This window comes from Pseudomonas sp. HMSC066A08, assembly GCF_001813025.1.
Lineage (GTDB): Bacteria > Pseudomonadota > Gammaproteobacteria > Pseudomonadales > Pseudomonadaceae > Pseudomonas > Pseudomonas aeruginosa.
Genome location: NZ_KV811331.1, coordinates 44,605 through 64,156, shown reverse-complemented (window position 1 = coordinate 64,156; position 19,552 = coordinate 44,605). Strand labels below are relative to the sequence as shown.

Sequence of the window (19,552 nt, the reverse complement as noted above, 5' to 3'; positions counted from 1 at the left end):
GTCCAGTGCATGAGCAGAAAGCGTAGCCCCGCCCCTTCGCGGATCAGCGAAGGGCACCCCTTCCCCCTTGGCGCCACCTGGGACGGCCTCGGCGTCAATTTCGCGCTGTTCTCGGCCCACGCGACCAAGGTCGAGCTGTGCCTGTTCGACGCGCGCGGGGAAAAGGAGATCGAGCGCATCGAATTGCCCGAGTACACCGACGAGATCTGGCACGGCTACCTGCCCGACGCCCATCCGGGGCAGATCTACGGCTACCGGGTACACGGTCCCTACGAACCGGACGCCGGCCACCGCTTCAATCCCAACAAATTGCTCCTCGATCCCTACGCCAAGCAGTTGGTCGGCCGCCTGCGCTGGTCCGAGGCGCTGTTCGGCTACACCATCGGTTCGGCCGACGCCGACCTCAGCTTCGACGAGCGCGACAGCGCGCCCTTCGTGCCCAAGTCGAAGGTCATCGATCCGGCCTTCACCTGGGCCGAGAGCCCGCCGGTACGCGTCCCCTGGGACCGCACGGTGATCTACGAAGCCCACCTGCGCGGGCTCAGCATGCGCCACCCGCAGGTCCCGGAGGCGGTTCGCGGGACCTTCGCCGGGCTGATGAACGCCGACCTGCTGGCGCACATCCGCCGGCTCGGGGTGACCAGCGTCGAGCTGCTGCCGATCCACGGCTTCGTCGACGACAAGCACCTGCTGGAAAACGGCATGAGCAACTACTGGGGCTACAACAGTATCGCCTTCTTCGCCCCGCACCCGGCCTACCTCGCCAGTGGCCAGGTCAACGAGTTCAAGGAGATGGTCGCGCACCTCCACGACGCCGGGCTGGAGCTGATCCTCGACGTGGTCTACAACCACACCGCGGAAGGCAACGAGCTGGGTCCGACCCTGTGCATGCGCGGCATCGACAACGCCTCGTACTACCGCCTGATGCCCGACCAGCGCCGCTACTACATCAACGATTCCGGCACCGGCAACACCCTCGACCTCAGCCACCCCTGCGTGTTGCAGATGGTCACCGACTCGCTGCGCTACTGGGCCACGGAGATGCGCGTGGACGGCTTCCGCTTCGACCTGGCGACCATCCTCGGCCGCCATCCGGACGGTTTCGACGAGCGCCATGGCTTCCTCGTCGCCTGCCGCCAGGACCCGGTGCTGAGCAAGTGCAAGCTGATCGCCGAACCCTGGGATTGCGGCCCCGGCGGCTACCAGGTCGGCGGCTTCCCGCCCGGCTGGGCGGAATGGAACGACCGTTTCCGCGATTGCGTGCGCGCCTACTGGCGCGGCGACGACGGCATGCTGCCGGAACTGGCGCGGCGCCTGACCGCCTCCGGCGATCTCTACGACCAGCGTGGACGGCGGCCCTACGCGTCGGTGAACTTCGTCACCGCCCACGACGGCTTCACCCTGCGCGACGTGGTTTCCTACGACCACAAGCACAACGAAGCCAACGGCGAGAACAACGCCGACGGCAGCGACCACAACCTGTCCTGGAACCACGGCTGCGAGGGCCCCACCGACGACCCGGAGATCCGCGCCCTGCGCCTGCGCCAGATGCGCAACCTGCTGTCCACCCTGCTGCTGTCCCAGGGTACCCCGATGCTGGTCGCCGGCGACGAGTTCAGCCGCACCCAGCAGGGCAACAACAATGTCTATTGCCAGGACAACGAACTGGGCTGGATCGACTGGCGGCTGGACGACGAGGGCCGTTCGCTGCTGGCCTTCACCCAGCGCCTGCTGGCCCTGCGCCAACGCTATCCGATCCTGCGCAGGGGGCGCTTCCTGGTCGGCGAGTACAACGAGGCGCTGGGGGTCAAGGACGTCACCTGGCTGGCGCCCGGTGGCGAGGAGATGACCGAGGAACACTGGCACGACGAGCACGCCCGCTGCCTCGGCGTGCTCCTCGATGGCCGCGCGCAGCCCACCGGGATCCTGCGCAGCGGTGAGGATGCCACCCTGCTGCTGATCCTCAATGCCTACCACGACGCGGTGTCCTTCCGTCTTCCCGAGGTGGCCGAAGGCAGCGGCTGGACCTGCCTGCTGGATACCCAGCGGCCGGAGGACCCGCTCGGCGAACGCTATCCGTTCGCCAGCGAGTTCCTGGTCGGCGGCCGCAGTTTCCTGCTGTTCGAGCTACAACCGCCGGGCGCCGGAGCGGAAGGATGAACGGCGGGGAAAAAAGCTGAACCGCCCCCGGCACCTCCAGTCGGAACCTGTAGGTGCCGCACGCGGCGCCCCACATCCACCCTACACAGGAGGACAGCATGAAGATCAGCGACATCATGACCCGCAACGTCCAGGTCGCCGACCCGCAGCAGAGCATCCGCGAGGCGGCCGCCACCATGGCGAGGATCGACAGCGGCGCCCTGCTGGTCGGCGAAGGCGACCGCCTGGTCGGGATGATCACCGATCGCGACATCGCCATCCGCGCGGTGGCCGGCGGCCTGTCCGGGGATACCCCGCTGGGCCGCATCATGAGCGGCGACATCCACTATTGCTTCGAAGACGAAGACGTCCAGCACGTGGCCCGCAACATGGCCGACATCCAGATGCGCCGCCTGCCGGTGCTCAACCGCGAGAAGCGGCTGGTCGGCGTGGTTTCCCTGGGCAACATCGCCAGCTGCCGCGACCAGGCCTCCAGCGCCACCGTCCTGCAGGGCGTCGCCCAGGCCCATTACTGAGCCTTTCTTCCACCCGGCCCGCCTTTGCCGTTCCGGCCGAGGCCGGGCCCCAACCGGGAGAACGCCATGAAAGCCGTGGTATTCCATGACATCGGCGACATCCGCCTGGAAGACGTGGCGGAGCCGCGCCTGCAGGAGCCCACCGACGCCATCGTGCGGCTGACCGCCTCGGCGATCTGCGGCACCGACCTGCACTTCGTCCGTGGCAGCGTCGGCGGCATGCGTCCGGGGACCATCCTCGGCCATGAGGGCGTGGGCATCGTCGAGGCGCTCGGCGACGAAGTGCGCAACCTGCAGGTCGGCGACCGGGTGGTGATTCCCTCGACCATCGCCTGCGGCAATTGCGTGTATTGCCGAGCCGGCTACTACGCCCAGTGCGACGTCGCCAACCCCGGCGGCAGCCAGGCCGGCACCGCGTTCTTCGGCGGTCCCCGGGCCAACGGTGGCTTCCATGGGCTGCAAGCCGAGAAAGCGCGGATTCCCTATGCCAACATCGGCCTGATCCGTCTGCCCAGCAGCATCAGCGACGACCAGGCGATACTCCTGTCGGACATCTTCCCCACCGGTTACTTCGGCGCCGAACTGGCCGGGATCGCTCCCGGCAACACCGTCGCCGTGTTCGGCTGCGGTCCGGTCGGCCAGTTCGCCATCGCCAGCGCGTTGCTCCTGGGCGCCGCCCGGGTGTTCGCCATCGACCGCCACCCGGACCGCCTGCACATGGCCCGCCAGCAAGGCGCCGAAGTGATCGACTTCGAGCGCGAGGATCCGGTCCAGGCCCTGCGCTGGCTGACCGCCGGGATCGGCGTGGACCGCGCCATCGACGCCGTCGGCGTGGACGCCGAGCACAGCCATGGCACCGCCACCCCGGCGCCGCGCCAGGAGGGCACCAGCTGGAGCCCCGGCAACGCCCCCGCACAGGCCCTGGAGTGGGCGGTGCAGGGCCTGGCCAAGGCCGGCACCCTGTCGATCATCGGCGTCTACGCCGAAGACTCGCGGCAGTTTCCCATCGGGCTGGCGATGAACCGCAACCTGACCATCCGCATGGGCAACTGCCACCACCGCAAGTACATTCCGCTGCTGCTCGAACATGTGCTCAGCGGACGCATCGACCCGGCGAAGATCCTCACCCAGGTGAAGCCGATCGGCGACGCCATCGAGGCCTTCGAAGCCTTCGACCGCCGCGAGACCGGCTGGATCAAGGTCGAACTGGTGCCACAGAAGCGCCAGGTCGAGGGCTGCGAGGAACGGCTCGACGAACGCGCGGTGGACGAACTGGCGCGCCGGCCGACGCCGGAAAGCGGTGCCCGGGGGTGATGCATGAGCGCACGGGCACGCCTGCGCATCGGCATTTCCGGCTGGCGCTACGCCCCCTGGAGAGGTGACTTCTATCCCGAGGGGCTGCGCCAGAAGGACGAACTGCGCTTCGCCTCGCGGGCGGTGAACAGCATCGAGATCAATGGCACCTTCTACGCCCTGCAGACGCCCGAGCGCTTCCGCGGCTGGGCCGAGGACACCCCCGAGGACTTCGTTTTCAGCGTCAAGGCCCCGCGTTACATCACCCACGTACGGCGCCTGCGCGAGATCGACGAGCCGCTGGCGAACTTCTTCGCCTCCGGCCCCCTCGCCCTGCGCCAGCGCCTCGGCCCGTTCCTCTGGCAGTTCCCGCCGAGCATGCGTTTCGACCGCGAGCTGTTCGCCGATTTCCTCGCCCGCCTGCCGCGCGACGGCGCCGCCGCGCAGAAGCTCGCCCGGCACAGCGCCGCGCGCCTGCACCGCGAGGGCTACCTCGACGGCGATCCGGCACAGCGCCTGCGGCATGCCGTGGAAATCCGCCATGAGAGCTTCGTCGACCCGACGTTCATCGACCTGCTGCGCGAATACCGGGTTGCCCTGGTGGTGGCCGATACCGCCGGCAAGTGGCCGCTGCTCGGCGACGTCTGCGCCGACTTCCTCTACCTGCGCCTGCACGGCGACAAGGAGCTCTACCGCAGCGGTTATTCGGAAGCGGCCCTGGGCCAGTGGCAGGCACGGATCCGCGCCTGGGCCGGCGGCGGCCAGGCCGACGACCTGCGCCGGGCCAGCCAGGACGCCCCGGCGAAGGCGACGGCGCGCGACCTGTACTGCTACTTCGACAACGACGTCAAGGTGCGCGCACCCTACGATGCCCGGCGCCTCCTGCAGCTGCTGGAACTCGACGGCGGCCTGCGCACGGTGCCCGGACAGTTGCCCGATGACCTGCGGGAGAGTGCCGCATGATCCTGCCGCGCCTGCAGGTGCTGACGGTGAACACCCACAAGGGTTTCAACCCGTTCAATCGGCGCTTCATCCTGCCGGAGCTGCGCGAAGCGGTGCGCAGCGTCGGTGCCGACCTGGTGTTCCTCCAGGAGGTCCTCGGCTCCCATAGCCTGCACGCCGCGCGCCTGCCGTCCTGGCCGCCGGCGCCGCAATACGAGTATCTGGCCGACAGCATGTGGCCGCAGTTCGCCTACGGGCGCAACGCGGTGTATCCCGAAGGCCACCATGGCAATGCCGTGCTCTCCAAGCATCCGATCCTCGCCCACCGCAACCTCGACGTCTCGGTGGCGGGCAACGAGGAACGCGGCCTGTTGCATGCGGTGATCGACATCGGCCGTCCGCTGCACGCGGTCTGCGTGCACCTGGGATTGCGCGAGGCGCAGCGCCAGCGCCAGTTGCAACTGCTCTGCGAGCTGGTGGCGGGCCTGCCGGAGCGCGAGCCGGTGGTGGTCGCCGGCGACTTCAACGACTGGCGCCAGCGCGCTGACCGGCTGCTCGCCGGTTGCGGCCTGCGCGAAGTCTTCGTCGGCGCCCAGGGCAGGCCGGCGCGCAGCTTCCCGGCGCGCTGGCCGGTGCTGCCGCTGGACCGCATTTACCTGCGCAATGCCCGCGGGCGCCAGCCGCGGATCCTCTCGCGGCGGCCCTGGTCGCACCTGTCCGACCACCTGCCGCTGGCGGTGGAGGTGGAGCCATGAACTTCCCCTGGCGCGACGGCAACCGCGTAGAACTGCTGATCAACGGCGAAGAGTACTTTCCGCGCCTGTTCCAGTGCATCGCCGAGGCGCGCCGGGAGATCCTCCTGGAAACCTTCATCATCTTCGAGGACGAGGTCGGCCGGCAGTTGCAGGAAGCCCTCAGCGCCGCCGCCGAGCGCGGTGTCGAGGTACAGGTCACGGTGGACGGCTACGGCACCGCCTCGCTCAGCCCGGACTACCTGGCCCGGCTGACCGCCTCCGGAGTCCGCGTGCACCTGTTCGACCCGCGTCCGCGTCTGCTCGGCGTGCGCACCAACCTGTTTCGCCGGTTGCACCGCAAGCTGGTGGTGATCGATCGCCGGCAGGCCTTCGTCGGCGGCATCAACTACGGCGAGGACCACCTGGTACGTCGCGGCAACATGGCCAAGCAGGACTACGCGGTGCGCGTCGAGGGCCCGGTGGTGCGCGATATCCGCCAGGCCTGCCTGGCCTTGCTGGAACCGGACGCCGACTACCCGCCGTTGCGTCCGTCGGGTGCCGAGCAGCCGGCGCGGGTGCGCCTGGTGATCCGCGACAACGACCAGTCCAGCGACGACATCGAGCGCGAGTACCTGCAGGCGATCCGCCAGGCGCGGCGACGCCTGCTGATCGCCAATGCCTATTTCTTCCCCGGCTACCGCCTGCTCCGCGAACTGCGCGATGCGGCGCGCCGCGGCGTACGCGTCGAGCTGGTGCTTCAGGGCATGCCGGACATGCCGCTGGTGCGCCTGTGCAGCCGGCTGCTCTACGACTACCTGTTGCGCGAAGGCGTGCGGATCCACGAATACTGCCAGCGCCCGCTGCACGGCAAGGTCGCGGTGATCGACGACGACTGGTCGACCATCGGCTCGAGCAACCTCGATCCCCTCAGCCTGTCGCTGAACCTGGAGGCCAACCTGGTGATCCGCGACGCCGCCTTCAACGGCCAGTTGTACCAGCACCTGCAGCAACTGGCGCGGCAGCACTGCCGGCGCATCAGTCGTCGCCACGCGAGGCGCGGCTACTGGTGGCGGGCACCGCTGATCTTCCTCGGCTTCCACTTTTCCAGGCACTTCCCGGCTATCGCCGGCTGGGTACCCGCCCATCTGCCACGCCTGAAATCGCTGGAGCCGCATCCGTCGCGGCGCTGGCAGGAACGCCAGGGCCAGCGGGGCAACCCATGAACGGCAGCGGTCACGAAGCCACCTCGACGCCGCCGCGCCGCGCTCACTGGCGCTGGCTGCGCAGGCTGCCGACCCTGGCGTTCTTCGTGCTGGTCGCGGTGCTGCTGTTCCTGCTGGTGAAGAATCTCGACTGGCAGGAAGTCCGCCACGCCCTCGGCGAGTATCGCCCCGCGACCCTGTTCCTCGGGCTGCTGCTGGCGGCCGCCGGCTATACGGTGTTCAGCAGCTTCGACCTGCTCAGCCGCTACTACATCGGCCACTCGCTGCCCAAGCGGCGGGTCTTCACCGTGGCGTTCGTGTGCAATGCGTTCAACCTCAACCTGAGTTCCTGGGTCGGCGCCGTGGCGCTGCGCTATCGCCTGTACAGTCGGCTCGGCCTGGACATCGCCGACATCACCCGGATCCTGACCTTCAGCCTGGTCACCAATTGGTTCGGCTACCTGCTGCTCGCCGGCATCCTGTTCAGCTGCGGCCTGCCGGCCTTGCCGCCGGGCTGGAAGCTCGGCAGCGACGGCCTGCGCCTGATCGGCGCACTGCTCCTGGCGCTGGCCGCAGGCTACCTGCTGGCCTGCCGTTTCGCCCGACGCCGCGCCTGGGGCTGGCGCGAGCATCGGCTGACCCTGCCGTCCTGGCGGCTGGCGGCCCTGCAAGGCCTGCTCGGAGCGAGCAACTGGTCGCTGATGGCGCTGCTGCTGTACAGCCTGCTGCCGCACAGCGTGGATTACCCGAGCGTCCTGGCGATCCTCCTGGTCAGCAGCATCGCCGGGGTCATCACCCATATCCCGGCCGGGCTCGGGGTGCTCGAAGCGGTGTTCATCGCCCTGCTCCAGGGGCGCCTCTCCCAGGGCGTGCTGCTGGCCGCGCTGATCGGCTACCGGGTGCTGTATTTCCTCCTGCCCCTGGCGCTGGCCTGCGTGGTCTACCTGCTGTTGGAGCGCCGGGCGATCCGCCTGCGCCGCAAACAGCGCCGCCTGCGCCAGGGCCAGGCGTGAATCAGCCGGCCGGACGCAGCAGCAGCGTGCCCAGCGGCGGCAGGTCGAGCACCAGCGACTGCGCCTGGCCATGGGCGCCGCACGACTCGCTGGAGACGCGGCCCTGGCTGCCTGCGCCGGAACCGGCGAACGCCTGGGCGTCGCTATTGAGCAGCACGTCCCAGTCGCCGCCTTGCGGTATGCCGATCCGATAGCCCTGGCGCGGCACCGGGGTGAAATTGTGTACCGCCAGCAGCGACGGCTCGCCGGCCGCGTGGCGCAGCCAGGCGTAGACACTGTTCGCCTGGTCGTCGCCGATCAGCCATTCGAAGCCGAGCGCCTCGCCGTCGCGCGCATGCAGTGCGGGGAGTTCGCGGTACAGCCGGTTGAGGGCCGCCACCAGGTCCTGTACGCCCTGATGCTCCGGATAGCGCAGCAGGTACCAGTCCAGTTCGCCGTCGTGGTTCCACTCGCGCCACTGGCCGAACTCGCAGCCCATGAACAGCAGCTTCTTGCCCGGGTGCGACCACATGAAGCTCAGGTACAGGCGCAGGTTGGCGAACTTCTGCCAGCGGTCGCCGGGCATCTTGTCCAGTAGCGAGTGCTTGCCGTGTACCACCTCGTCGTGGGAGATCGGCAGGATGAAATGCTCGGAGAAGGCGTAGAGCAGGCCGAAGGTCAACTGGTGGTGGTGATAGCGCCGGTGCAGCGGGTCTTCGCCGATGTACGCCAGGCTGTCGTGCATCCAGCCCATGTTCCACTTGTGACTGAAGCCCAGGCCGCCCTCCGCCACCGGACGGCTGACGCCGGGCCAGGCGGTGGATTCCTCGGCGATCACCAGCGCGCCGGGGGTCTCGCTGGCAACCACCTGGTTGAGGTGATGGAGGAAGTCGATGGCCTCCAGGTTCTCCCGGCCGCCGTGGCGGTTCGGCAGCCATTCGCCTTCCTTGCGCGAATAGTCGCGGTAGAGCATCGAGGCCACCGCATCCACCCGCAGGCCGTCGACGTGGTAGGTGCGCAGCCAGTGCAGCGCCGAGGCCAGCATGAAGCCGTGCACCTCGCTGCGGCCAAGGTTGTAGATGTAGGTGTCCCAGTCCTGGTGGAAGCCTTCGAAGGGATGTTCGTACTCGTACAGCGCCGTGCCGTCGAAACGGCCCAGGCCGTGGGCGTCGGTGGGAAAATGCGCCGGTACCCAGTCGAGGATCACGCCGATGCCGGCCTGGTGGCAGGCGTCGACGAACGCGGCGAAGTCCTCCGGCGTGCCGTAGCGCGCGGTGGGGGCGAACAACCCGAGCGGCTGGTAGCCCCAGGAGCCGCCGAAGGGATGTTCCATCACCGGCATCAGCTCGATATGGGTGAAACCGAGCTGGCGCACGTAGGGAATCAGCTCCTCCGCCAGTTCCGACCAGTGCGGCGGCCGGCCGTCGCGGTGGCGCCAGGAGCCGGCGTGGACTTCGTAGATCGACAGCGGTGCCGCATAGCCCTGGCGCTCCGCGCGCCGGGCCAGCCAGTCCTGGTCGCGCCATTCGTGGCGCAACGCCGCGCAGGTCTTCGAAGCGGTTCCGGGCGGCGTCTCGCAGGCCAGCGCCAGGGGGTCGGCCTTCAGCGGCAGGAGGCCGTCGTGGCCCTGCAACTCGTACTTGTACAGTTCGCCCTCGCCGAGACGCGGGACGAACAGTTCCCAGACGCCGGAGGGATAGCGTCGTCGCATCGGGTGACGGCGCCCGTCCCAGCCGTTGAAATCGCCGACCACCGAGACGCGCACGGCGTTCGGCGCCCAGACCGCGAAGCGCACGCCCTCCACGCCTTCGTGACGGGTCAGTTGCGCGCCCAGGCAGGAGGCCAGTTGGCGGTGGTTGCCTTCGGCGAACAGGTACAGGTCGAGTTCGCCGAGCAACGGCCCGAAGGCATAGGGGTCTTCGCTTTCCTGCACGCCGTCCGGCCAGTGCACGCGCAGGCTGTAGCGCGGCGGCAGGCGCTCCAGGTGGCGCTGGAACAAGCCACTGCCGGGGTCGCTCTGCTCCAGTTCGGCGAGTGTCGCGCCGTCTTCGTCGAGCAGCTCGACGCGCCGCGCGCCGGGCAGGTAGGCACGCAGCACGCCGCCTTCGCCGCCGGGGTCGCGTTGCGGGCCGAGGAAGGCGAAGGGATCGCCCTGCAGGCCGCGCTGCAGCTTGTCCAGCTCCAGTTGCCAGCGTTCGCGTTCGGACATCGGTTCGCTCATCGGTTCTTGCCCTTCAGGAGGTGTTCGGTGAGTTCGGCCAGACCGGCGAGAGGCACTTCCAGCCAGTCGGGGCGGTAGTCGGCTTCGTAGCGCAGTTCGTAGGCGGCCTTTTCCAGGCAGGCCAGGGCCAGCGCCGCGCCCTCGCCTTCGCGGCCGTGCCAGGCGTGCGCGAGGCCCGCCGCGGCGGCGCGGTAGCCGGCCAGGAAGGCGTCGCGGGCTTCGCCGCGATAGCGCGTGGCGACCTTGCGCCGGGCGCTGTCGGCCTGTTCCGAGCTATCGGTGCTCTGCGCGTTGCGCAGGACCATCGCCGCCGCGTAGTCGAACGAGCGCAACATGCCGCCGACGTCCTTCATCGGACTGTGGCGCTGGCGGCGCTCTTCCAGGCTGCGCGCCGGCTCGCCCTCGAAGTCGATGAAGCGTGCGTCGCCCTGGACCATCAGCACCTGGCCCAGGTGCAGGTCGCCGTGGACCCTGATCAGCAGCCCGCCGGCGGCCTGGCGGGCCAGCAGCGGCAGGCGTTCGAGCAGCGCCGGCAGGCGTTCCAGCAGGCGCCGCGCCTGTTCCGCCGCCTCGCCCTGCAACGGCCGCGGCGGCTCGCCCAGGCGTTTGCCGGCTTCGCGCAACTGTTCGGCGATGCGCAGCGCCCAGCCCTGGGTGCTGGCTTCGTCGCTCTCGCGGCTGCCGAAGGCCGGATCGTCCGACTCGGCGGCCAGTACGCTGTGCATCTCGCCGAGCCGGGCGCCGAGGTTGGCGGCGAAGCCGCGCAGTTCGGCGAGGCTGTCGTATTGCCCTTCGAGCGCCTCGCTGGCCGCGGATATCTCGTCGCGCACGGCGCGCTCCAGGTTGTCCAGGGTCCAGTTCCAGGCGTCGCCCTGGTTGTTCAGGTAGCCCTGCAGGATCATCAGCGTGCGCGGCTCGCCATCCGCGCCGACCCGCCGTACCTCGCCGAGCAACGGGGCGATGCCGGGGTAGCCGTGGCGGGTCAGGTAGCCGCCGACCTCGATTTCCGGGTGCAGCCCCGGAAGGATCTTGCGCAGCACCTTGAGGACCATGCGCTCGCCGAAGCGGATCGAGCTGTTGGACTGCTCCACCGAGAACGGCAGGACGTCTTCGTCGGCGATGTCGTCCAGTTCCGCCAGTCCCGCCGCCGGGACGAACTGGATCTCGCCGTCGCCGTGGGCGATCACCGCCTCGGCGCGGAGTTGCGCGAGGACCCTGCGGGCGAACAGCGGCAGGCTGGCGGCGTCGGTCAGCAGGCCGACCTTGCGCCCGCGTCGCAGGCGCGCCAGGGCCAGCAACTGCGGCAGGCTGTCGCCGCGCTGGTCGGCGTCGAGGAAGCCCAGCGGCAACTGGTAGCGCAGCCCGTCGATCTCCACTTCGCACAGCGCACAGCGCGGCTCCGCCTCGTCCAGCGGAACGATGTAGCAGAGCCGTGGCTGGCCTTTCTCGCCGGCGAACCAGCGGCGCTTCGGCAGGTAGGCCGGCAGCGTCTCGCCTTCCAGGATGTTCCGCGATGCGCCCTGCAGCAGCTCGCCGAGGCGCTGCTTGACCACCAGGGTCGGCAGCTCCGGCAGGCGCTCGTCGGCGGCCACGTGCCAGCTCGGCATCTGTGTCGCGTCGGCCAGGTAGAACCAGTAGAAGCCATAGGGCGGCAGGGTCAGCAGGTAGGTCAGCTCGCCGATCGGCGGGAACGACATGCCGCCGATCATCTCCACCGGCACCTTGCCGGCATGGCTGGCGAGGTCCAGTTCCACCGCCTGGGCCGCGCGCGACAGGTTGGCCACGCAGAGGATGCTGTCCTGCCGTTCGCCCTCGGCGTATTCGCGCAGGTAGGCGAGGATCCGTCGGTTGCTCGGCGCGAGCATCTTCAGGCTGCCGCGGCCGAAGGCCTTCTGCTGGCTGCGCACGGCGAGCAGGCGGCGCATCCAGTTGAGCAGCGAATGCGGGTCGCGCGCCTGCGCCTCGACGTTGATCGTCTGGTAGCCGTACAGCGGGTCGAGGATCGGCGGCAGCACCAGCTTCGCCGGGTCGGCGCGGGAGAAGCCGCCGTTGCGGTCCACCGACCACTGCATCGGGGTCCGCACACCGTCGCGGTCGCCGAGGTAGATGTTGTCGCCCATGCCGATCTCGTCGCCGTAGTACAGAGTCGGCGTGCCCGGCATCGACAACAGCAGGCTGTGCAGCAGCTCGATGCGCCGCCGGTCACGCTCCACCAGCGGCGCCAGGCGCCGGCGGATGCCCAGGTTGAGGCGCGCGCGGCGGTCGGCGGCATAGTGGTTCCAGAGATAGTCGCGCTCGTCGTCGGTGACCATCTCCAGGGTCAGCTCGTCGTGGTTGCGCAGGAAGATCGCCCACTGGCAATTGGCCGGGATGTCCGGGGTCTGGCGCAGGATGTCGGTGATCGGATAGCGATCCTCCTGGGCGATGGCCATGTACATGCGCGGCATCAGCGGGAAGTGGAAGGCCATGTGGCATTCGTCGCCCTCGCCGCCATCCTCGCCGCCGAAGTATGGCCGGGTGTCTTCCGGCCACTGGTTGGCCTCGGCCAGCAGCATGCGGTCGGGATAGTGCGCGTCCAGCTCGGCACGGATGCGCTTGAGCACCTGGTGGGTTTCCGGCAGGTTCTCGCTGCTGGTGCCGTCGCGTTCGATCAGGTAGGGAATCGCGTCCAGGCGCAGGCCGTCGACGCCCATGTCCAGCCAGTAGCGCATCACCCCGAGCACCTCGCGCAGGACCTGCGGGTTGTCGAAGTTCAGGTCCGGCTGGTGGGAATAGAAGCGGTGCCAGTAGTACTGCTGGGCGACCGGGTCCCAGGTCCAGTTGGACTGCTCGGTGTCGATAAAGATGATCCGCGTACCCTGGTATTTCTCGTCGCTGTCCGACCAGACGTAGTAGTCGCGGGCGCGCGACCCCTTCTTCGCGTGGCGGGCGCGGATGAACCAGGGATGCTGGTCGGAGGTGTGGTTGATCACCAGCTCGGTGATCACCCGCAGGCCGCGTCGATGGGCCTCGGCGATGAACCGGCGGGCGTCGGCGAGGCTGCCGTAGTCGCTGTGCACGCCACGGTACTGGGCGATGTCGTAGCCGTCGTCGCGGCGTGGCGACGGGTAGAACGGTAGCAGCCAGAGAGTGTTCACGCCGAGGTCGGCGATGTAGTCGAGCTTCTCGATCAGCCCGGCGAAGTCGCCGATGCCATCGTTGTTGGCGTCGTAGAAGGATTTCACGTGGACCTGGTAGATCACCGCGTCCTTGTACCACTGCGGGTCGTTGAGAAAGACCGGTTTCTCGCGTCTGGCCATGGGCTTCTCCTTATGCGTCGACGCGCCGCACGCGCCAGATGCCGAACGGCAGGTGCCAGGGTTCGATGCGCATCCACTGGACCTTGCCGTGCCAGACCCAGCGATGCCCGTTCATCAGATCCTCGCCCTGGAGGCTGGCGTCGTCGGGCAGGCCGAACTCCCACAGCGGCAGTTCGAAATGCGCCTCCTGGGCTTCGTGCGGGTCCAGGCAGACCGCCACCAGGATGAAGTTGGCGAGGTCCGCGGTGCGCTTGCCGAAATACAGGATGCGGTCGTTCCAGGCGTTGTAGGCCTGGAATCCGAGGTGCGTCTGCAACGCAGGGTTTTCCCGGCGGATGCGGTTGAGCCGGGCGATCTCGGCGACGATGTTGCCCGGCGCCTGGTAGTCGCGCGGACGCAACTGGTATTTCTCCGAGTCGAGGTACTCCTCCTTGCCCGGCAAGGCCGCCGCCTCGCACAGCTCGAAGCCGGAGTACATGCCCCACAGCCCCGAACCCATGGTCGCCAGGGCGGCGCGGATGAGGAAGCCGGGGCGGCCGGAGCGTTGCAGGAACCAGGGATTGATGTCCGGGGTGTTGACGAAGAAGTTCGGCCGGTAGCAGTCGCGCCAGGGTGGCTGGTTGAGTTCGGCGAAATACTCCGCCAGTTCCTGCTTGTCGTTGCGCCAGGTGAAATAGGTGTAGCTCTGGCTGAAGCCGACCTTGCCCAGGCGCGCCATCATCGCCGGACGGGTGAACGCCTCGGAAAGGAAGATCACCTGCGGATGGCGGCCGCGCACCTCGGCGATCAGCCACTCCCAGAATGGCAGTGGCTTGGTGTGCGGGTTGTCGACGCGAAACAGCGTCACGCCCTGCTCCACCCAGCCCAGCACCACGTCGCGCAAGGCTTCCCACAGGCTCGGCAGGGCCTGTTCGGCGTAGAAGTCGACGTTGACGATGTCCTCGTACTTTTTCGGCGGGTTCTCCGCGTAGCGCAGGCTGCCGTCCGGGCGCCAGGCGAACCAGCCGGGATGCTCGCGCAGCCAGGGGTGGTCGGGGGAGCACTGGATGGCGAAGTCCAGCGCCAGTTCCATGCCGTGCTCGCGCACCGCAACGAGCAGCCGGCGGAAATCCTCGCGGTCGCCCAGTTCGGGATGGATCGCCTCGTGGCCGCCCTCCTCGCTGCCGATCGCATACGGGCTGCCGGGGTCGCCGGCCTCGGCACGCAAGGAATTGTTGCGGCCCTTGCGATGGGTGCGGCCGATGGGATGGATCGGCGGGAAATAGAGAACGTCGAAGCCCATCGCGGCGATCTGCGGCAGGCGCCGGATCACGTCGTCGAAGGTACCGTGGCGTGTCGGATCGCCGCTTTCCGAGCGAGGGAACAACTCGTACCAGCTGGCGAAGCGCGCCAGCGGTCGCTCCACCTCCACCGGGTATTCGCGGCTGCGCACCAGGTGCTCGCGCGGGCCGACCAGACGCAACAGCTCGCCGGTCTGCGCCGCCAGCCATAGCGCCACCCGCTCCTCGACGCTCTGGCAGGCCTGCAGGCGTTCGGCCAGCGGCGCACAGGCGGCGGCGATCTCCGGACCGCCGCGCTCGGCGCAGCGCCGTAGCAGTTCGTCGCCCTCGCGCAGCTCCAGGTCCAATGGCAGGCGTGCGCCATGCTTGGCGCGCAATTCGCGGCGGTAGCCGGCGAAACGGTCGAGCCAGGCCTCGATACGGAAGTACAGGCGGCCGCAGGGCGGCGTGCGCAACTGCGCACTCCAGAAATCGTTGCCTTCGGGCAGCAGCGGCAGGCGCCGCTCCGCGGTTTCCCCGACACGCCGCCAGACCACCTCGGCACCGAGTACCTCATGGCCATCGGCGAAGATTCGCGCGGCCAGGCGCAGGTCGCGGTCGCTCTCGGTCTTCGCGGGATAGGCGCCCTCTTCCACCACCGGGCTGACCGACTCGATGGCGATACGGGGCTGCTGGATGGCGATGACCAGCGGATCATCGTCGCTGTTGCGGACAATCGAACTCATCGAGGCGCGCTCCTCCGGGACGTGGGTTCGGCGATGGGTCGCGAGGCTTCCGCCGGCCTCGAATGGCCGGCGGCGCGGACGGTCATTGGTTCCGAGCCCGCCGGCGACCGATTGGTTCAGGTTGATTTACCCAGCGGTTCGCCTCAGGCCTTGCGCCGCGAACGCGAGGCAGCGGGCTTGGCCCGACCCTTCGCGGCGACCGCGGCCTTTTCGCGGCCCTTGTCCTTGCCGCCGCCGGCGCGGGAACGCAGGCTGCGCTTGAGCAGGTCGGTGAGATCGATGATGTCGGCGCCCTTGCCGGCCACCTCCTCCTCTTCCTCCACCGCGTGCAGCTGGCCCTTGGCGGCCTTTTCCTCGACCAGCTTCATGATCTTGTCGCTGAAGCTGTCCTTGTATTCGTCCGGCTCCCAGTGGGAGGCCATGTCCTCCACCAGGCGCTTGGCCATCTCCAGCTCGCGCTTGTCGAGTTTCGCCTCGGTGACGCTTTCGTCCAGCTCCAGGCCATCCAGGCTGCGCACCTGCGACGGCCAGCGCAGGGTGATCAGCACCAGGGCATCCTCCAGCGGCCGCAGTAGCGCCAGGTGCTGGCGGGTGTGCAGGACGACGTTGGCCAGGGCGACCTTGCCGGTGCGCTCCAGGGTCTCCCGGAGCAACGCGTAGACCTTGCCTCCGCGCCGGTCGGGGGCCAGGTAGTACGGGGTATCGAAGTGCTGCAAGGGAATTTCCTGGCTGTCGACGAAAGCGAAGATCTCGATGGTCTGGGTCGACTTGGGATGCGCCGCGCGGATTTCTTCTTCGCTCAGCACCACGTAGCGGCCCTTTTCGTACTCCACGCCCTTGACGATATTCTCGCGCTCGATCTCCTTGCCGGTGACCTTGTTCACTCGCTTGTAGCCGACCGGCTCCATGCTGCGCTGGTCGAGCCAGTCGAAATCGATGCCCTGCGACGAGGTCGCCGCCGACAGGCTCACCGGGATATGCACCAGGCCGAAGCTGATCGCGCCTTTCCAGATCGCACGGGCCATGCCGGTTTCCTCCTCTTGTTGGTTACAGCGTGCCGCCGTCCGCGTAACGCACGCGGCCGTCGGCGGCGATGTCGGTGATGCGCTGGAGCAGGTTGTCGGCGGCGGTCTCGGCGTCGCTCAGGCAACTGCAACCCGGGGTCACTACCCACAGCACGCGTACCGCCGCGCCGCGCCGCTTGGGCTGATAGAGGATCAGGCCGACCGGCTGGCGGCGCTCCTGCATCGCGTCGGTCCAGGCGATACAGGCGTCGAAGTCCTTGAACATGACGGAACTCTCCTCAATGGCTATCGGAGGATGGCGGCGAACGGTTCAGGCAGGCCAGGACATGCAGCACCAGTAGCGCCAGGATCGTCCCGAGCACCGCGGTACCCTGGTGACCGAGTCCGACCGCGACGCCTATGGCGGTGCTGGCCCAGAGTCCCGCCGCGGTGGTCAGGCCCCTGACCCGGCTTTCCCGTCCGGCCTTGAGGATGGTGCCGGCGCAGAGGAAGCCGATGCCGGCGACGGTGCCCTGGATCACCCGGCTCAGCGCGTCCGCCCCGCCCCCCTGCAATTGCAGCGGCATGACGAACAGCGCCGCGCCGAGGGTTACCAGCATGTGCGTGCGCAGGCCGGCGGCCTTGCCGCTCTGCTCGCGCTCGTAGCCGAGTACCGCACCGAGCGCCGCCGCCAGCAGCAGGCGCAACGCGGCGCGGGCGGTCTGCTCGAAGTCGGCGAGATCGGCGAACTCCTCGCCGAGGATCTTCCACAGCGTCTCCCAGGCGCTCATCGGCGTGGTATCCCGCTGTAGCGCAGGGCACCGCAACGCAGGCAGCGCTCGCAGTCGAAGGTTTCCTCACCCAGTCGCAACGCCGGTTGCCGGCACCAGTCGCAACCGCCGATCAGGCAACGCAAGGTCATCCGGGTCCTCCCGCCGAATCGCTCGGCCAGCCGCCCTTTCCAGCTGTGACCGACGAGACGACGGGAAGGTGCGATCGGATTCGCCAGCGGCGCTCCTCAGGCGGGGATCGCCTTGGTCGCCGCCTCGCGCTGCCAGATCCGGTGCTGCATCAATGCCTGGCGCAGGCCGGGGAAGACATCGGTGGCCGTGGCGCCGAGCACCACGCCGGGGTCGCCAGGCAACGAAAGCTGGCTGGCCAGCGCCTGGGCATCGCCGGCGAAGGCCACTGGCTTCAGGTGCTTGTAGGCTTCCAGCAGGTAGTGCAGGCCGCGTCCGTCAGCGCCGATGGCCTGGCTGCTGGCCGCGCCGCCAGGCACGAAGACCGCGTCGAAGGCTACCGACGGCAGGCCGTCCCAGGTTCCCTCCGGGTTCAGTTCGGCGCCGTTTTCAGCCTGCACCGGCGAAGCGCTGGGCGCGATCAGCTTGGCGTCCGCGCCCTCCTGGCGGAGGGCGTCGCGCAGGTCGCTGACGTCGCTCTCGGCGACGCCATCGGCGATCAGGATCGCCACCTTGCGCGAACGGATGTCGCCGGACAGCAGGTTCATCTGACTCAGCGCCGGCGACGGCTTCGGCTGCGGTGCCGGGTTGGCCGGTGCGGCGAGCTGCACGCCGACGTTCGCCGCGACCCTGGCGGCCAGTTGCGGATCGATGTTGAGGAGTATCTGGTTGACCTCGCGCTCCCGGATCGATTGCCGCTCGACCTTGGACAGTTCGAAGCTGTAGGCGGCGACGATATGCGCCTGCTCGGCCTCGCTCATGCTGTGCCAGAACAATGCGGCCTGGCTGAAATGATCGGCGAAGGAGTCGGCACGCTTGCGCAGCTTGCTGCCGCTGACCGCCTCGTGGTAGGTGGAGAAGCCGCCGTTGCGCGCCGCCGGCGGGGTTTCCTTCGGCCAGCCGCCGTCGATCGAGTTCGGTTCGTAGGAAGCCCGGCCGCGGTTGATGGTCTGCCGGTGCGGCGCGTCGCGCTGGTTGTTGTGGAACGGACACAGCGGGCGGTTGATCGGGATCTCGTTGAAGTTCGGCCCGCTCAGGCGCAGCAGTTGGGTGTCGGTATAGGAGAACAGCCGACCCTGCAACAGCGGGTCGTTGGTGAAGTCGATTCCGGGGACCACGTGGCCGACGTGGAACGCCACCTGCTCGGTCTCGGCGAAGAAATTGTCGGGGTTGCGGTTGAGTACCATCCGCCCCACCACCCTTACCGGCACCAACTCCTCGGGCACCAGCTTGGTGGGGTCGAGCAGGTCGAAGTCGAAGCTGTCCTGCTGGTTCTCCGGGATCACCTGCAGGCCCAGCTCCCATTCGGGATAGTCGCCCTTCTCGATGTCCTCCCAGAGGGTCCGCCGGTTGAAGTCGGGGTCCTTGCCGGCGAGCTTCTGCGCCTCGTCCCAGACCAGTGAGCAGGTCCCGGACTTCGGTCGCCAGTGGAACTTGACCAGCACACTCTCGCCGGCCGCGTTGACCAGGCGGAAGGTGTGCACGCCGAACCCCTGCATGTTGCGGTAGGCGATCGGAATGGCGCGATCGGACATCAGCCACATGACCATGTGCGCCGACTCCGGGGTCAGCGAAACGAAGTCCCAGAAGGTGTCGTGGGCGGACGCTCCGGTAGGAATCTCGTTGTGCGGTTCGGGTTTCACCGCATGGACGAAGTCGGGGAACTTGATCGCATCCTGGATGAAGAACACCGGCATGTTGTTGCCGACCAGGTCGAAGTTGCCTTCGTCGGTATAGAACTTCACGGCGAAGCCGCGTACGTCACGCACCGTATCCGCGGACCCGCGCGGACCCTGCACGGTGGAGAACCGCACGAAGACCGGGGTACGCTTGCCCGCCTCGGCGAGAAAGCCGGCCTTGGTCAGGTCGCTGAGGTCCTCGTAGGCCTCGAAGTAGCCATGCGCCGCCGAGCCACGGGCGTGGACCACGCGCTCGGGAATGCGCTCGTGGTCGAAGTGGGTGATCTTCTCGCGCATGATGAAGTCTTCGAGCAACGACGGTCCGCGCTCGCCGGCCTTCAGGGTGTTCTGGTTATCGGCGATGCGGGTGCCGGTATTGGTGCTCAGGGCCTCTCCGGTGGCGTCCTCGCGATAGGCCTCCAGCTGTTCCAGCTTGGCGTTGCTGTTGCCACGGTCGACGGTGTCGGTGCCGGCCGCCTGGCTGCGCTGCTCGTTGTTCTGCTCGCTCATCGGTTTCCTCTCCTCATCCTGGGCATGAAAATGGGGC

The 19,552-nt window shown here is 68.4% G+C and carries 15 protein-coding genes; 7 read left to right on the top strand and 8 right to left on the bottom strand.

Going from position 1 to position 19,552, the window contains the following annotated elements; genetic code table 11:
• The first annotated feature begins 9 nt into the window (after positions 1–9).
• The 7 genes from glgX to HMPREF2886_RS22575 all read left to right on the top strand — a co-directional run bounded on the left by glgX (position 10) and on the right by HMPREF2886_RS22575 (position 7,859).
• Complete coding sequence (gene glgX, locus HMPREF2886_RS22605) at positions 10–2,160, top strand: glycogen debranching protein GlgX (protein WP_042168659.1); 2,151 nt, start codon at positions 10–12, stop codon at positions 2,158–2,160.
• 98 nt (positions 2,161–2,258) lie between these two features.
• Positions 2,259–2,675 (top strand): CBS domain-containing protein, encoded by a 417-nt coding sequence (locus HMPREF2886_RS22600; RefSeq protein ID WP_003088942.1) that lies wholly within the window; start codon positions 2,259–2,261, stop codon positions 2,673–2,675.
• Between the two features lie 66 nt (positions 2,676–2,741).
• Complete coding sequence (locus tag HMPREF2886_RS22595) at positions 2,742–3,989, top strand: zinc-dependent alcohol dehydrogenase (protein ID WP_058173644.1); 1,248 nt, start codon at positions 2,742–2,744, stop codon at positions 3,987–3,989.
• Between the two features lie 3 nt (positions 3,990–3,992).
• Positions 3,993–4,931 (top strand): DUF72 domain-containing protein, encoded by a 939-nt coding sequence (locus HMPREF2886_RS22590; RefSeq protein ID WP_058173643.1) that lies wholly within the window; start codon positions 3,993–3,995, stop codon positions 4,929–4,931.
• Positions 4,928–5,665: an endonuclease/exonuclease/phosphatase family protein gene (locus tag HMPREF2886_RS22585; protein ID WP_003113649.1), complete on the top strand. Its 738-nt coding sequence runs from the start codon at positions 4,928–4,930 to the stop codon at positions 5,663–5,665. Before HMPREF2886_RS22590 ends, HMPREF2886_RS22585 begins: the two co-directional genes overlap by 4 nt.
• Positions 5,662–6,867, top strand: a complete 1,206-nt coding sequence (gene clsB, locus HMPREF2886_RS22580) for a cardiolipin synthase ClsB (RefSeq protein WP_058173642.1) — start codon at positions 5,662–5,664, stop codon at positions 6,865–6,867. Before HMPREF2886_RS22585 ends, clsB begins: the two co-directional genes overlap by 4 nt.
• Positions 6,864–7,859, top strand: a complete 996-nt coding sequence (locus HMPREF2886_RS22575; RefSeq protein ID WP_039026777.1) for a lysylphosphatidylglycerol synthase domain-containing protein — start codon at positions 6,864–6,866, stop codon at positions 7,857–7,859. Before clsB ends, HMPREF2886_RS22575 begins: the two co-directional genes overlap by 4 nt.
• A gap of 1 nt (position 7,860) precedes the next feature.
• Here HMPREF2886_RS22575 and glgB read toward each other — a convergent pair whose 3' ends face one another.
• The 8 genes from glgB to katE all read right to left on the bottom strand — a co-directional run bounded on the left by glgB (position 7,861) and on the right by katE (position 19,515).
• Complete coding sequence (gene glgB / locus HMPREF2886_RS22570) at positions 7,861–10,059, bottom strand: 1,4-alpha-glucan branching protein GlgB (RefSeq protein ID WP_058173641.1); 2,199 nt, start codon at positions 10,057–10,059, stop codon at positions 7,861–7,863.
• A complete protein-coding gene (gene treS / locus HMPREF2886_RS22565) occupies positions 10,056–13,358 on the bottom strand; it encodes a maltose alpha-D-glucosyltransferase (protein WP_058173640.1) in 3,303 nt (1,100 codons plus the stop codon). The genes glgB and treS overlap by 4 nt, the downstream gene beginning before the upstream one ends.
• Before the next feature lie 10 nt (positions 13,359–13,368).
• On the bottom strand, positions 13,369–15,363 hold the full coding sequence (locus HMPREF2886_RS22560; protein ID WP_033977650.1) for an alpha-1,4-glucan--maltose-1-phosphate maltosyltransferase: 1,995 nt from the start codon (positions 15,361–15,363) through the stop codon (positions 13,369–13,371).
• Between the two features lie 143 nt (positions 15,364–15,506).
• Positions 15,507–16,388, bottom strand: a complete 882-nt coding sequence (locus HMPREF2886_RS22555) for a non-homologous end joining protein Ku (RefSeq protein WP_033968757.1) — start codon at positions 16,386–16,388, stop codon at positions 15,507–15,509.
• A gap of 22 nt (positions 16,389–16,410) precedes the next feature.
• The gene (locus HMPREF2886_RS22550) at positions 16,411–16,653 is read right to left on the bottom strand and encodes a hypothetical protein (RefSeq protein ID WP_033968752.1); all 243 of its coding nucleotides are present in this window, start codon (positions 16,651–16,653) and stop codon (positions 16,411–16,413) included.
• 13 nt (positions 16,654–16,666) lie between these two features.
• A complete protein-coding gene (locus HMPREF2886_RS22545; RefSeq protein WP_058173639.1) occupies positions 16,667–17,158 on the bottom strand; it encodes an MgtC/SapB family protein in 492 nt (163 codons plus the stop codon).
• Positions 17,155–17,289 (bottom strand): PSPA7_2676 family Cys-rich small protein, encoded by a 135-nt coding sequence (locus tag HMPREF2886_RS35080; protein WP_071546800.1) that lies wholly within the window; start codon positions 17,287–17,289, stop codon positions 17,155–17,157. The genes HMPREF2886_RS22545 and HMPREF2886_RS35080 overlap by 4 nt, the downstream gene beginning before the upstream one ends.
• A gap of 96 nt (positions 17,290–17,385) precedes the next feature.
• Positions 17,386–19,515 carry a catalase HPII gene (gene katE / locus HMPREF2886_RS22540; protein ID WP_033968750.1) on the bottom strand — a complete coding sequence of 710 codons (2,130 nt, stop codon included), beginning with the start codon at positions 19,513–19,515 and terminating at the stop codon, positions 17,386–17,388.
• Positions 19,516–19,552: the final 37 nt, after the last annotated feature.

Bases quoted from the DNA above. Each gene is read 5' to 3' on its own strand.
- glgX (WP_042168659.1), top strand. From the start codon at position 10: ATGAGCAGAAAGCGTAGCCCCGCCCCTTCGCGGATCAGCGAAGGGCAC.
- HMPREF2886_RS22600 (WP_003088942.1), top strand. From the start codon at position 2,259: ATGAAGATCAGCGACATCATGACCCGCAACGTCCAGGTCGCCGACCCG.
- HMPREF2886_RS22595 (WP_058173644.1), top strand. From the start codon at position 2,742: ATGAAAGCCGTGGTATTCCATGACATCGGCGACATCCGCCTGGAAGAC.
- HMPREF2886_RS22590 (WP_058173643.1), top strand. From the start codon at position 3,993: ATGAGCGCACGGGCACGCCTGCGCATCGGCATTTCCGGCTGGCGCTAC.
- HMPREF2886_RS22585 (WP_003113649.1), top strand. From the start codon at position 4,928: ATGATCCTGCCGCGCCTGCAGGTGCTGACGGTGAACACCCACAAGGGT.
- clsB (WP_058173642.1), top strand. From the start codon at position 5,662: ATGAACTTCCCCTGGCGCGACGGCAACCGCGTAGAACTGCTGATCAAC.
- HMPREF2886_RS22575 (WP_039026777.1), top strand. From the start codon at position 6,864: ATGAACGGCAGCGGTCACGAAGCCACCTCGACGCCGCCGCGCCGCGCT.
- glgB (WP_058173641.1), bottom strand. From the start codon at position 10,059: ATGAGCGAACCGATGTCCGAACGCGAACGCTGGCAACTGGAGCTGGAC.
- treS (WP_058173640.1), bottom strand. From the start codon at position 13,358: ATGGCCAGACGCGAGAAACCGGTCTTTCTCAACGACCCGCAGTGGTAC.
- HMPREF2886_RS22560 (WP_033977650.1), bottom strand. From the start codon at position 15,363: ATGAGTTCGATTGTCCGCAACAGCGACGATGATCCGCTGGTCATCGCC.
- HMPREF2886_RS22555 (WP_033968757.1), bottom strand. From the start codon at position 16,388: ATGGCCCGTGCGATCTGGAAAGGCGCGATCAGCTTCGGCCTGGTGCAT.
- HMPREF2886_RS22550 (WP_033968752.1), bottom strand. From the start codon at position 16,653: ATGTTCAAGGACTTCGACGCCTGTATCGCCTGGACCGACGCGATGCAG.
- HMPREF2886_RS22545 (WP_058173639.1), bottom strand. From the start codon at position 17,158: ATGAGCGCCTGGGAGACGCTGTGGAAGATCCTCGGCGAGGAGTTCGCC.
- HMPREF2886_RS35080 (WP_071546800.1), bottom strand. From the start codon at position 17,289: ATGACCTTGCGTTGCCTGATCGGCGGTTGCGACTGGTGCCGGCAACCG.
- katE (WP_033968750.1), bottom strand. From the start codon at position 19,515: ATGAGCGAGCAGAACAACGAGCAGCGCAGCCAGGCGGCCGGCACCGAC.